General features: G+C 71.0%; 10 protein-coding genes. 2 read left to right on the forward strand and 8 right to left on the reverse strand.

The genetic code is table 11. From position 1 onward, the window contains the following. Window positions 1–249 precede the first annotated feature (249 nt). The 4 genes from ACIQFX_RS17815 to ACIQFX_RS17830 form a co-directional block, all read right to left on the reverse strand. A complete protein-coding gene (locus ACIQFX_RS17815) occupies window positions 250–1,605 on the reverse strand; it encodes a replication-associated recombination protein A (RefSeq protein ID WP_402464625.1) in 1,356 nt (451 codons plus the stop codon). A 42-nt stretch (window positions 1,606–1,647) separates the two neighbouring features. Then, window positions 1,648–2,271: a vitamin K epoxide reductase family protein gene (locus ACIQFX_RS17820; protein WP_402464070.1), complete on the reverse strand. Its 624-nt coding sequence runs from the start codon at window positions 2,269–2,271 to the stop codon at window positions 1,648–1,650. Between the two features lie 141 nt (window positions 2,272–2,412). Next, the gene (gene hisS / locus ACIQFX_RS17825) at window positions 2,413–3,675 is read right to left on the reverse strand and encodes a histidine--tRNA ligase (RefSeq protein WP_402464072.1); all 1,263 of its coding nucleotides are present in this window, start codon (window positions 3,673–3,675) and stop codon (window positions 2,413–2,415) included. 8 nt (window positions 3,676–3,683) lie between these two features. Next, window positions 3,684–4,391 carry an MBL fold metallo-hydrolase gene (locus ACIQFX_RS17830; protein ID WP_402464074.1) on the reverse strand — a complete coding sequence of 236 codons (708 nt, stop codon included), beginning with the start codon at window positions 4,389–4,391 and terminating at the stop codon, window positions 3,684–3,686. A gap of 164 nt (window positions 4,392–4,555) precedes the next feature. Between ACIQFX_RS17830 and ACIQFX_RS17835 the strand changes: the two genes are divergently transcribed. After that, window positions 4,556–5,353 carry a peptidylprolyl isomerase gene (locus ACIQFX_RS17835; protein ID WP_402464076.1) on the forward strand — a complete coding sequence of 266 codons (798 nt, stop codon included), beginning with the start codon at window positions 4,556–4,558 and terminating at the stop codon, window positions 5,351–5,353. Between the two features lie 198 nt (window positions 5,354–5,551). Then, entirely contained in the window at window positions 5,552–6,781 is a 1,230-nt protein-coding gene (locus ACIQFX_RS17840) for a DUF349 domain-containing protein (protein WP_402464078.1), read from the forward strand. A gap of 64 nt (window positions 6,782–6,845) precedes the next feature. Here the strand turns inward: ACIQFX_RS17840 and ACIQFX_RS17845 are convergent, their stop codons facing one another. The 4 genes from ACIQFX_RS17845 to secD form a co-directional block, all read right to left on the reverse strand. Next, window positions 6,846–9,329, reverse strand: coding sequence for a RelA/SpoT family protein (locus ACIQFX_RS17845; protein ID WP_402464080.1), 2,484 nt, complete (start codon window positions 9,327–9,329; stop codon window positions 6,846–6,848). 208 nt (window positions 9,330–9,537) lie between these two features. After that, on the reverse strand, window positions 9,538–10,089 hold the full coding sequence (locus ACIQFX_RS17850; protein WP_402464082.1) for an adenine phosphoribosyltransferase: 552 nt from the start codon (window positions 10,087–10,089) through the stop codon (window positions 9,538–9,540). After that, entirely contained in the window at window positions 10,086–11,162 is a 1,077-nt protein-coding gene (secF, locus tag ACIQFX_RS17855) for a protein translocase subunit SecF (RefSeq protein ID WP_402464084.1), read from the reverse strand. The genes ACIQFX_RS17850 and secF overlap by 4 nt, the downstream gene beginning before the upstream one ends. A 1-nt stretch (window position 11,163) precedes the next feature. Next, entirely contained in the window at window positions 11,164–12,918 is a 1,755-nt protein-coding gene (gene secD, locus ACIQFX_RS17860; RefSeq protein WP_402464086.1) for a protein translocase subunit SecD, read from the reverse strand. Between the last annotated feature and the right edge of the window lie 104 nt (window positions 12,919–13,022).

Consider the following 13,022-nt stretch of genomic DNA (forward strand, 5'->3'; position numbering starts at 1 on the left):
CACCGCCGCTCCCGGGAACCGGGTGGTGATGGGTGGCACGCGACACCTTCGAAGGTGCGCGACGCTCCTGGAAACCCCGCCCGAGGGCCGGGTCTCCGGCTGACTGTCCCGTTCTGGTGGCGCCGGCCGAAGCCGGACACGGGACGCAGCAATCCGGACCAGTGTACCGGTTCCGGAAGGTCCGCTCGCACGGAGGCCGCCCGCCGCCGGGGGCGGGCGTCCAGGGGCTCCCGGACCCGCGGCCTGCGGCTAGCCGCCCTCGCCCCGCAGGCGCTCGCGGACGCGCTCCACCACGTCCGCGTACCGCGCCTCGGCGCCGTAGCGGGTGGGCTCGTAGTACCGGCGGCCGTGGATGGAGTCGGGGGCGTACTGCTGGGCGGCGATGCCGCCGGGGACGTCGTGGGGGTAGACGTAGCCCTGGGCGTGGCCGAGCTTGGCGGCCCCCTTGTAGTGGCCGTCGCGGAGGTGGGGCGGGACGGAGCCCGCGAGGCCGTTGCGGACGTCGGCGAGGGCGGCGCCGATCGCGGTCGTGGCGGCGTTCGACTTGGGGGCGAGGGCCAGGGCGATGGTGGCGTGGCTGAGGGTGAGCGCGGCCTCCGGGAAACCGATCATGGCGACGGCCTGGGCGGCGGCGACCGCGATCGGCAGGGCGTTGGGGTCCGCGAGGCCGATGTCCTCGCTCGCGGAGATCATGAGCCGGCGGGCGATGAAGCGCGGGTCCTCCCCCGCCTCGATCATCCGGGCCAGGTAGTGCAGGGCCGCGTCGACGTCGGAGCCCCGGATGGACTTGATGAGGGCGCTGGCCACGTCGTAGTGCTGGTCGCCGTCCCGGTCGTACTTCACGGCCGCCCGGTCGACGGTCTCCTCGACGGTCTGGAGGGTGATCTCCGGCTCGCCCTTGGCGATGGCGGCGCCGGCCGCCGCTTCGAGGGCGGTCAGGGCGCGCCGGGCGTCGCCGCCGGCGACCCGCAGGAGGTGTGCCTCGGCGTCGGGCGGCAGGGTCACGGCGCCGCCGAGCCCCCGGTCGCCGGTGAGCGCCCGGGACATCAACCCGCTCAGGTCCTCGTCGGTCAGCGGCTCCAGGGTGAGGAGCAGCGAGCGGGAGAGGAGCGGGGAGATGACGGAGAAGTAGGGGTTCTCGGTGGTGGCGGCGATCAGCGTCACCCAGCGGTTCTCCACGGCGGGCAGCAGGGAGTCCTGCTGCGCCTTCGAGAAGCGGTGGATCTCGTCGAGGAAGAGGACGGTCTCCTTGCCGTAGCCGCCGACCGCGCGCCGGGCGCCGTCGATGACGGCCCGGACCTCCTTGACGCCCGCGGTGATCGCGGAGAGCTCCACGAACCGCTTGTTGGTCGCCTTCGAGACCACGTACGCCAGGGTCGTCTTGCCGATGCCCGGCGGGCCCCAGAGGATCACGGAGGAGGCTCCGGCGGGGCCGCCGTCGCCGTCTCCCACGAGCCGGCGCAGCGGTGAGCCGGGCTTGAGCAGGTGCTGCTGGCCCACCACCTCGTCGAGGGTGCGGGGGCGCATCCGGACGGCCAGCGGGCTGCTGGCCGGGTCCTTCTCCTGGCGGTCTTCGGCTGCTGCGGTAAAGAGGTCGGGCTCCACGGTCATGAAGCCTAGGTCACCGCGCCGACAACGCGGTCGCCGTCAGCTGGTCCAGAAGTCCCACCAGCGCGTGAGGATCAGCATGCCGATGATCCCGATGTGGAGGACGGGCAGGACCCAGGTGAACTCGTCGAAGAAGGTCCGCACGCCGCGCGGGGCGGGGATGACGCCGTGGCGGACGTTGTGCGAGGTCACATACCAGAACATGACGATGGTGGCGACCCAGGCCAGGCAGCACCAGAGGCAGAGCGAGTTGATCTCGTAGAGCGACTGGTACATGAGCCAGGTGCAGAAGCCGACGCCGAACAGCGTGCCGGCGTTGAGGCCGAGCCAGTACCAGCGGCGGTAGCGGGCGCCGGCGAGCAGGGCCACGCCGATGGCGATGACCATGGCGTAGGTGACGAGGCCGAGCATCGGGTTGGGGAAGCCGAAGACCGAGGCCTGCTCGCTCTTCATGATGTTGCCGCAGGAGACGATCGGGTTGAGGCTGCACCCCGGGGTGAAGTTCGGGTCCTCCAGGAGCTTGAACTTGTCGATCGTGATGACCCAGGCGGCGAGCAGTCCGGCCGCCCCGGTGATCACGAGGAGCCAGGCGAAGGCCCGGCTCGCCCCGATCGTGCCGCCGTCCCGGCCGGACGCGGTCTCGTCCACCGCTGCCTTCGTCATGTCGCTCGTTTCCCTTGCTCGCGGGCCTCGTGGGCAGGGTCATTCTGCAACACCTGTACGGCTCCGCACCGTTCGCTGGGGATAAGGACGGGGCCCGGACCACCGTGGGTGGTCCGGGCCCCGTCCGTGCGTGCGGGCCGGTCAGGCCAGCTTGGCCTTGACGGCGTCGACGAGGCCGTCGACCGGGACGGCCTGCTGCTCGCCGGACTCCATGTCCTTGAGCTGGACGACGCCCTCGGCGAGGTCGCGCTCGCCGGCGACGACGGCGAGGCGGGCGCCCGAGCGGTTGGCGTCCTTCATGGCGCCCTTGAGGCCCTTGCCGCCGAAGGAGAAGTCGGCGGCGACGCCCTCCCGGCGCAGCTCGGTGACCTTGCCGAAGAGCAGGCGGCGGGCCTCGTCGCCGATCGCCACGGCGAAGACGCTGGTCGCGGCGGGGATGTCGAGCTCGACGCCCTCGGCCTCCAGGGCGAGGACCGTGCGGTCCACGCCGAGCGCCCAGCCCACGGACGGCAGCGCGGGGCCGCCGATCATCTCGGAGAGGCCGTCGTAGCGGCCGCCGCCGCCGACCGCCGACTGCGAGCCGAGGCCGTCGTGGACGAACTCGAAGGTGGTGCGGGTGTAGTAGTCGAGGCCGCGGACCAGCTTGGCGTCGTCCTCGAAGACGACGCCCGCCGCGGTGATCAGGGCGCGCACCTCCTCGTGGTACGCCTTGCACGCGTCGCACAGGTAGTCGCGCAGCAGCGGCGCGCCGACCAGCTGCTTCTGGACGGCCTCGCGCTTGTCGTCGAGGACGCGCAGCGGGTTGATCTCGATGCGGCGGCGGGTCTCCTCGTCGAGGTCGAGGGCGCGGAGGAAGTCCTGGAGCGCCTCGCGGTAGACGGGGCGGCACTCCTTGTCGCCGAGCGAGTTCAGCAGGATGCGGAAGTTCCGCAGGCCGAGCGAGCGGTACGCCTGGTCGGCGAGGATGATCAGCTCGGCGTCGAGCGCCGGGTCCTCGGCGCCGATCGCCTCCGCGCCCACCTGGGAGAAGTGGCGGTAGCGGCCCTTCTGCGGGCGCTCGTAGCGGTAGTACGAGCCGGAGTACCAGAGCTTGACCGGCAGGTTGCCCTGCTTGTGGAGGTTGGACTCCAGGGCGGCGCGCAGCACGGAGGCGGTGCCCTCGGGACGCAGGGCGAGCTTGTCGCCGCCCTTGGTCTCGAAGGCGTACATCTCCTTGCTGACGATGTCGGTGGACTCGCCGACGCCGCGGGCGAAGAGGTTCACGTCCTCGAAGCCGGGGGTCTCGACGTAGCCGTAGCCGGACTTCCGCAGCGGCTCGGCGATGGCGTCGCGGACCGCCAGGTACTTGGCGGAGAAGGGCGGGATCAGGTCGTACGTGCCCTTGGGGGCCTTGAAGGTGCTCACGAAAGTCGTCACATTCCTCGTCGGGGAGCGTCCGTGCTCCCGAGGCCGGCCGCCACGTCCCGCAGATAGGGGTTGGTGGCGCGTTCCTGGCCGATGGTCGTCTGGGGACCGTGTCCCGACAGCACCACGGTCGAGTTGTCGAGCGGCAGGCACACACGGGCCAGCGAAGCGAGCATCTCGTCCATGTCACCGCCGGGAAGGTCGGTGCGTCCGATGGAGCCGGCGAACAGCAGGTCCCCCGAGAAGAACACGGACGGGATCTCCGTGGTCTCGGGCATCCTGAAGGTCACCGACCCCTTGGTATGACCGGGCGCGTGGGCGACGGAGAAGTCCATACCGGCGAGCTTCAGTTCGGCGCCGTCGGTGAGCTCGCGCACGTCGTCGGGCTCGCCCACGGTCAGTTCGCCCATGAGGGGCATACCGATGGAGCGGCCGAGGGCCTTCTCCGGGTCGCTCATCATGTAGCGGTCGGACGGGTGGATCCACGCGGGGACGTCATGGGCGCCGCACACCGGGACGACGGAGGCGACGTGGTCGATGTGTCCGTGGGTGAGGACGACGGCGACGGGCTTGAGCCGATGCTTCTTCAGCGTCTCCTCGACACCCTGGGCGGCCTGGTGGCCGGGGTCGATGATCACGCACTCCTCGCCTGCGGCGGGGGCGACCAGATAGCAATTGGTCCCCCAGGCCCCGGCGGGGAACCCGGCAATCAGCACGTTCGTCCTTAGATGTCGTCCGGCACGGGGGCGCGGAACTCGCGGAAAACACGGAATGCGGCAGATCAGAGCCTACCGGCGGTGCCGGTTCCACAGCCAACCCGTATACGGTACGGGCACATCCGGCCCGGACGGGAACAGACGAGCGACAAGGAGCGGAACCGGTGGTCACCAGCGATCAGCGACGGCGGCAGCTTGCCAGGGAGAAGTACGCGCGGCAGCAGCAGCGGCGGGAGGAGAACCGGCGCAAGGCGAAGCGCCGCAACACCGTCATCGCGGCCGGCCTCGCGGTGGTGCTGGCGGCGGGCGCTGCCGTGTACGCCTCCGTGGAGCTGACGGGCCCCGACAAGGGCAAGGACAACGCGGTGGGCGACACGCCGACCACGGCCGCGCCCACGCCCACGAAGAGCGAGGCGGCGAGCCCGGAGCCGAAGCTGACCGTGGACGCGAAGGCCACGTACGCGATGTCCCTGAAGACGAACGAGGGCGCCATCACGATCACCATGGACGCGGCGAAGACCCCGCGCACGGTGAACTCCTTCGCGCACCTCGCGGACAAGAAGTACTTCGACGGGACCAAGTGCCACCGGCTCACCACCCAGGGCATCTTCGTGCTCCAGTGCGGTGACCCCAAGGGCGACGGCACCGGCGGCCCCGGCTACACGATCCCCGACGAGAACCTGGGTGCCCTCGGCAAGGCGGGCGCGGACGGCACGGTGACCTTCCCGGCCGGCACCGTCGCCATGGCCAACACGGGCCAGCCGGGCACCGGCGGCTCGCAGTTCTTCCTCGTGTACAAGGACACCAAGCTGCCCCCGACGTACACCCCGTTCGGCAAGATCGACGCGGCCGGTCTGAAGGCCGTCCAGGACGTCGCCGCGGCCGGTGTCGACGGCGGCGCCTCGGACGGTGCTCCGAAGAAGGCCGTCACCATCGAGAAGGCGACCGTCGCCAAGAAGTGACCCCGGACGTCCGCACTCGCGCGACCCTCGAATCTCGGTCGCGCTGAGTGCGGACAGCCGGGCCGCGGTTCGCCTAGATTGGCGTTGTGCAGCGTGGGCCTTCGGGCGCGCTGCGGAAGGCGGGCGAGGCCCGCCGGGAAACTGTGGACGATGCCCGGGGGGTACGACCCCGCGACGGCATCATGGTGAGGAGGCGCTGTGAGCAGCGACCCGTGGGGCCGCGTCGACGAGACGGGCACCGTGTACGTGCGGACGGCCGAGGGCGAGAAGGTCGTCGGATCGTGGCAGGCCGGCACCCCTGAGGAGGCCCTGGCCTACTTCGAGCGCAAGTACGAGGGCCTGGTGGTCGAGATCGGCCTCCTCGAGAAGCGCGTGAGGACCACCGACCTCTCGGCGAAGGACGCCACCGCGGCGATCGAGCACATCCGGCAGCAGGTCGACGAGCACCACGCCGTCGGCGACCTGGCCGCGCTCGCCGCCCGGCTGGACAAGCTCGTCGAGTCGGTCGACTCGCGCCGCGAGGAGCGCAAGGCCCAGAAGGCGAAGCAGACCGACGAGGCCCGCTCCGCCAAGGAGAAGCTCGTCACCGAGGCCGAGGAACTGGCCCAGAGCGAGCAGTGGCGTTCGGCCGGCGAGCGGCTGCGGGCGCTCGTGGACACCTGGAAGGGCCTTCCCCGGCTCGACCGCAAGTCCGACGACGAGCTGTGGCACCGCTTCTCGCACGCCCGCTCGGCGTTCTCGAAGCGCCGCAAGGCACACTTCGCCTCCCTGGACGCCCAGCGCGAGGACGCCCGCAAGGCGAAGGAGCGTCTGGTCGCCGAGGCGGAGTCGCTGTCGAACTCCACCGACTGGGGCACCACGGCGGCCCGCTACCGCGACCTGATGACGGAGTGGAAGGCGGCCGGCCGCGCCCAGCGCGAGCACGAGGACGACCTGTGGAACCGCTTCCGCGGCGCCCAGGACGTCTTCTTCGCGGCGCGCAGCGAGGTCTTCGCCGAGCGGGACGCGGAGCAGACCGAGAACCTCAAGCTGAAGGAGGAGCTCGCGACCGAGGCCGAGAAGCTGGTGCCGGTGACGGATCTGAAGGCGGCGCGCACGGCCTTCCGCTCCCTCAACGAGCGCTGGGAGGCCATCGGCCACGTCCCGCGTGACGCCCGTCCCAAGGTCGAGGGCCGGATGCACACGGTGGAGCGGGCGATCCAGGAGGCCGAGGAGGCCGAGTGGCGCCGGACGAACCCGGAGGCGCGCGCGCGTGCCGCGGGTCTGACCGGCCAGCTCCAGGACGCCGTGGAGAAGCTGCGCAAGCAGATCGACGCGGCCCGTGCCGCCGGCAACGACGCGAAGGCCGACAAGCTCTCCCGCGAGCTCGAGGGCCGTCAGGCCCTGCTCGACCAGGCCCTGAAGGGCCTGGAGGAGTTCGGCGGCTGAAGGCCGTAGCACGTACGAGGAAGGCCCCCGGCAGCGCGCCGGGGGCCTTCCTCGTGGGGTCGCGCTACGGGCGTCGGGCGCTGGTCACGCGGTACACGTCGTACACGCCCTCCACGCCGCGCACCGCCTTGAGGACGTGGCCGAGGTGCTTCGGGTCGCCCATCTCGAAGGTGAAGCGGGAGGTGGCCACCCGGTCGCGGGAGGTCTGGACGGCCGCCGACAGGATGTTGACGTGCTGGTCCGAGAGGACCCGGGTGACGTCCGAGAGCAGCCGGGACCGGTCGAGCGCCTCGACCTGGATGGCGACGAGGAAGACCGACGACTGGGTCGGGGCCCACTCGACGTCCAGGATCCGCTCCGGCTCCCGGGACAGCGACTCCACGTTGACGCAGTCGCTGCGGTGGACCGACACGCCGCTGCCGCGGGTGACGAAGCCGATGATCGGGTCGCCGGGGACGGGGGTGCAGCAGCGGGCCAGCTTCACCCAGACGTCCTCGACGCCCTTGACGACGACACCGGGGTCGGCGTTGGAGCGGCGCTTGGAGCGGCCGCGGGTCGGCGGGGCGGCCTCTTCGATGTCCTCGGTGGCGGCCTCCTCGCCGCCGAGCGCCTGGACCAGCTTCTGCACGATGGACTGGGCGGTGACGTGGCCCTCGCCGATCGCCGCGTACAGCGAGGAGATGTCGGTGTAGCGCAGCTCGTGGGCGAGGGTGACGAGCGAGTCGCCGGTCAGGATCCGCTGGATCGGCAGGTTCTGCTTGCGCATGGCCCGCGCGATGGCGTCCTTGCCCTGCTCGATGGCCTCGTCGCGGCGCTCCTTGGAGAACCAGGCGCGGATCTTGTTGCGGGCGCGCGGCGACTTGACGAAGCCCAGCCAGTCGCGGGAGGGCCCGGCGCCGGCGGCCTTGGAGGTGAAGACCTCGACCAGGTCGCCGTTGTCGAGGGTCGATTCGAGGGGCACGAGCCGCCCGTTGACCCGCGCTCCTATGGTGCGGTGGCCGACCTCGGTGTGGACGGCGTACGAGAAGTCGACGGGGGTGGCGCCCGCGGGCAGCGCGATGACGTCGCCCTTGGGCGTGAAGACGAAGACCTCGTTGCGGGAGAGGTCGAAGCGCAGGGACTCCAGGAACTCGCTGGGGTCCTCGGTCTCCTTCTGCCAGTCGAGGAGCTGGCGGAGCCACGCCATGTCGTTGAGGTGGTCGTCCTTGCCGGCCTTCTTCGGCACGTCGGCGCGGACCTTGGAGGCGCCGGCGACGGCCTCCTGCTTGTACTTCCAGTGTGCGGCGATGCCGTACTCGGCCCGGCGGTGCATGTCGAAGGTGCGGATCTGGAGTTCGACGGGCTTGCCGTTGGGTCCGATGACCGTCGTGTGCAGCGACTGGTACATGTTGAACTTCGGCATCGCGATGTAGTCCTTGAACCGGCCGGGGACCGGGTTCCATCGCGCGTGGACGGTGCCGAGGGCGGCGTAGCAGTCCCTGACCGTGTCGACGAGGACACGGATGCCGACCAGGTCGTAGATCTCCGCGAAGTCACGGCCGCGGACGATCATCTTCTGGTAGACGCTGTAGTAGTGCTTGGGGCGGCCGGTGACGGTGGCCTTGATCCGGGCGGCGCGCAGGTCGGTCTGGACCTCGTCGGTCACTATGGCGAGGTACTCGTCCCGCTTGGGGGCGCGCTCGGCGACGAGCCGGACGATCTCGTCGTACATCTTGGGGTAGAGGATCGCGAAGGCGAGGTCCTCCAGCTCCCACTTGATGGTGTTCATGCCCAGGCGGTGGGCCAGGGGCGCGTAGATCTCGAGGGTCTCGCGGGCCTTCTTCTCCTGCTTCTCCCGCTTGAGGTAGCGCATGGTGCGCATGTTGTGCAGGCGGTCGGCGAGCTTGATGACCAGGACGCGCGGGTCCTTGGCCATGGCGACGACCATCTTGCGGACCGTCTCGGCCTGCGCGGCCTCGCCGAACCTGACCTTGTCGAGCTTGGTGACGCCGTCGACGAGCAGGGTGACCTGGTCGCCGAAGTCGCGGCGCAGGTCCTCCAGGCCGTACTCGGTGTCCTCGACGGTGTCGTGCAGGAGGCCGGCCATAAGCGTCGCCGGGTCCATGCCGAGCTCGGCGAGGATCGTCGTGACCGCGAGCGGGTGCGTGATGTACGGGTCGCCGCTCTTGCGCTTCTGGCCGCGGTGCCAGCGCTCGGCGACCTGGTAGGCGCGCTCGACCTGGCGGAGGGTCGCCGTCTCGATCTTGGGGTCGTTGGAGCGGACGATCCGCAGCAGCGGTTCGAGGACCGGGTTGTACGGGGAGGAGCGCTGGACGCCGAGGCGGGCGAGGCGGGCGCGGACCCGGTTGGAGGAGCCTCCCGAGCGGGCGGGGGCGGCCGGTGCGGGCCGGGCAGTCGAGGCCGGGGCGGGCGCGGGCGCCGGTGTGGGCGCCTCCGGCGCGGGCCGGGTCTCCGCGGGCTTGTTCTGGGGCGCGCCGGTTCCCGTCGCGGCCTTGTCGGCCTTCGGGTCGGGCTGCGCGGCGGAGAGTGACTGGGCCTCGTCTGGCAAGAGCGCTCCTCGTGCGGTGCCGGGTCCCCCGGTCAGGCCCGGAAAGGCCATGGTATCGAGCCACGCGTCCGGATGCGCACGCGCCCGGGTCGGCGGCGGCCCCGGCGGGGACGAAGCGCGCACACCGGGCGCCGTACCGGGTCACAGGGGAAAACGACGGGGGCGCCCCGGGGATTCCCCGGAGCGCCCCCGTGCACGGGCCGTGGTGTCAGACCGTGATCAGCGCGTTGAGCGGTGCGCCGCCCAGGGCCGGCTCCAGCCGGGCGCGGCCCGGCAGGAAGCTCAGCTCCATGAGGACGGCGACGCCCGCGACCTCGGCGCCGGCACGGCGGATGAGCTCGATCGAGGCCTCGGCCGTGCCGCCGGTGGCGAGGACGTCGTCGATGACCATGACGCGGTCGCCCGCGGCCAGGTCCTCGGCGTGCACCTCGATCTCGGCGGTGCCGTACTCCAGCTCGTACGCCTGGCTGAGCGTGGCCCCGGGGAGCTTGCCGGCCTTGCGGACCGGGATGAATCCCAGGCCCGCGCGGACGGCCACCGGAGCGGCCAGGATGAAGCCGCGCGCCTCGAGGCCGACGATCTTCGTCGCGCCGTGCGCGGTGCACAGCCCGGCGAGGGTGTCGGTGAGGGCCGTGAACGCCGCCGGGTCCGCCAGCAGCGGCGTGATGTCCTTGAACAGCACGCCCGGCTTCGGGTAGTCGGGGACGTCGCGGATGCGGCTGAGCAGGAGCTCGGTGACGTCCTGGGCCTCGGCGGTCATCCTCGGTGCTCCTGGGTGCCCCGACGGCTCACGCGGGGGCCGACGACGGCGGTCTCGGCGTCGTCGGACAGCACGTCCGCCTCGTCCGCCGACTCGCCCTTGGCGGCGGCGCTCGCGCGCTTGGCCAGGATGCGCTTCTTCAGGGCCTTGATCGACGGCTCGCGCTCCTTGAGGTCGGCGACGAGCGGGGTGGCGATGAAGATCGAGGAGTACGCGCCGGCGGCGAGACCCACGAACAGCGACAGCGAGATGTCGTTGAGCATGCCGGCGCCGAGGACGCCGCCACCGATGAAGAGCAGGCCGGCGACCGGCAGCAGCGCGACGACGGTGGTGTTGATCGAACGGACCAGGGTGCCGTTGATCGAACGGTTGGCCAGCTCGCTGTAGGTGAAGCGGCTCTGCTTGGTGATGTCCTTCGTCTGCTCCTTGAGCGAGTCGAAGACCACCACCGTGTCGTACAGCGAGTAACCGAGGATCGTCAGCAGACCGATGACCGTACCGACGGTGACCTCGAAACCGACCAGCGAGTAGATGCCGACGGTGATGGTGAGGTCGTGGATGAGGGCGATCAGTGCCGCGACCGCCATTCTCCACTCGAAGGCGATGGCCAGGTAGATCACCACGAGGATCATGAAGACCGCCAGGCCGGTCCAGGCCTTGTTGGCGATCTGCTCACCCCAGCTGGGGCCGACCAGCTCGGCCGCGATCTTGTCCTCGGCGACCTTCAGGTCCTCGGCGAGCTCCGCGCGGACCTGGTCGGACTGGGCGGTGTCGAGACCGCCGACCTGGATGCGCAGGGAGCCGTTGCCGAGCTGCTGGACGATCGCGTCGTGGCCGGAGGCCTCTTCCGCGTACTCCTGCGCCTGGCTGACGGAGACGTCCGTCTTCGGGGTCGTGAAGACGGCACCGCCCTGGAACTCGATGCCCATGTTGAGGCCGCGGACGGCCAGGGCGACGATGGCGGTGATGGTGATCAGGATGGACAGGCCGTACCAGATCTTGCGGTTGCCGATGAAGTCGTAACCGACCTCACCGCGGTGGAGCCGGGCGCCGAGATCGCCGAGCTTCGACATCTCACGCCTCCTTCGCGTCGACGGGGGCGTGGGCACGGCGGGTGCGGCGCAGCGGCGGCTTGGCACCCAGGCGCTTCGGGTCCAGGCCGGACCACGGGTGGCCGTTGCCGAAGAACTTGGTCCGCGCCAGGAGCGTCATGACCGGCTTGGTGAAGAGGAACACCACGACGATGTCGAGCAGGGTGGTCAGGCCGAGCGTGAACGCGAAGCCCTGGACCTTGCCGACGGTGACGATGAACAGCACGGCCGCGGCCAGGAACGACACGAAGTCGGAGACCAGGATGGTGCGGCGGGCGCGCGGCCAGGCGCGCTCGACGGCCGGGCGGAGCGTCCGGCCCTCGCGGAGCTCGTCGCGGATGCGCTCGAAGTACACGATGAACGAGTCCGCGGTGATGCCGATGGCGACGATGGCGCCGCAGACGGCCGGCAGGTTCAGCGCGAAGCCGATGGCCGGGCCGAGCAGGGCCATGATCACGTAGGTGAGGAGCGCCGAGACGCCGAGGCTGAGGATGGCGATCAGCGACAGGCCGCGGTAGTAGGCGACCAGGTAGATGATGACCAGCGCGAGGCCGATGGCGCCCGCGATGAGGCCCGCCTCCAGCTGGTCGCCGCCGAGGGCGGCGGTGACGGTGTCGACGCTCTGCGTCTCGAACGTCAGGGGCAGGGCACCGTACGACAGGATGTTGCCGAGGTCCTGGGCCGTCTGCTGCGTGAAGTTGCCGGAGATCTCCGCGCTGGCGCTCAGCGTCTGGCGGACCGACGGGGCCGAGACGACCTCGCCGTCCAGGACGATGGCGAAGCGGTTCTGCGGGTCCGTCTGCGCCGACAGCTTGCTGGTGATCGCCTGGAACTTCTTCGAACCCGCGTCCGTGAAGTCCATGGTCACGATCCACATGCCGCGCTGCTGGTCGAGGACGCCCTTGGCGTCGTCGACGTCACGGCCGCTGACCTCGGCCGGGCCGAGCAGGTACTTCGACCACACGCCGGGGGCGTCCTCGCCACAGGCCACGGTGGGCTCGGTGGGCTTGACGCGCTGGCCGGCGGCGGTGCGCTGCTTGGGGTCGAGGCAGTTCAGGGCGGTGAACTTCTGCTCGAGCGCCGCGGTGGCGGGGTCGGGCTTCGGGGTCGCCTGGGGGGTCCCGGTGGCCGACGGCTTCGCGGAGGCCGAGGTGGTGGGCGTCGGGCTCGGGGCCTTGAGGGCCTCGGTGAGCGCGCGGCCCTGGGTGGAGGCGGTGGCCGTCGGGGTCGCCGACTTCTTCTCGCCCGCGGTGGCACCGGTGGCGGACGCCGACGGCTTGGCCGAGGGGGAGCCCGAGGGCGTGGCGCTCGGGGCCGCCTGCGGAGCACCGTTCGTCACGGCGAGAACGGGCCGGAAGTAGAGCTGGGCGGTGGTGCCGACCTGCTCACGGGCCTGCTTCTCGTTCGTCCCGCGAGGGATGTTGACGATGATGTTCTCGCGGCCCTGCGTCTGGACCTCGGCCTCGGAGACACCCAGGCCGTTGACACGGCGCTCGATGATGCCGACCGCCGTGTTCATGTTGGTCTCGTTGACCGCGGACTCCTGGCCGGGATCGGCCTTCGCCTTGAGCGTGATCGACGTACCGCCGGCGAGGTCGATGCCGAGGCGCGGGGTGGTGTGCCCCGACCAGAACATGCCGCCGGTGAGTGCGACCATGGCGATCAGGATGATTGCCAGGGCGCGGCCCGGACGGCTCTGTCCCCCCGCCGGCCTTCGGCCCTTCTTCGGTGCTGCCACCTGTCGTATCTCCCTGTCCAACCGCCCCGCGCCGGGTGTGCGCGAGGCGGCCACGAAGTGTGTGTGGGGACCTGCCCCCGCAGACGTGGAACCGTTCCGGGGGC

This window comes from Streptomyces sp. NPDC093089, from assembly GCF_044754405.1.
Taxonomy (GTDB): Bacteria; Actinomycetota; Actinomycetes; order Streptomycetales; family Streptomycetaceae; genus Streptomyces.

Coding starts and splice junctions, on each gene's coding strand:
- ACIQFX_RS17820 (WP_402464070.1), bottom strand. CDS start 2,271: ATGACGAAGGCAGCGGTGGACGAGACCGCGTCCGGCCGGGACGGCGGC.
- ACIQFX_RS17850 (WP_402464082.1), bottom strand. CDS start 10,089: ATGACCGCCGAGGCCCAGGACGTCACCGAGCTCCTGCTCAGCCGCATC.
- secF (WP_402464084.1), bottom strand. CDS start 11,162: ATGTCGAAGCTCGGCGATCTCGGCGCCCGGCTCCACCGCGGTGAGGTC.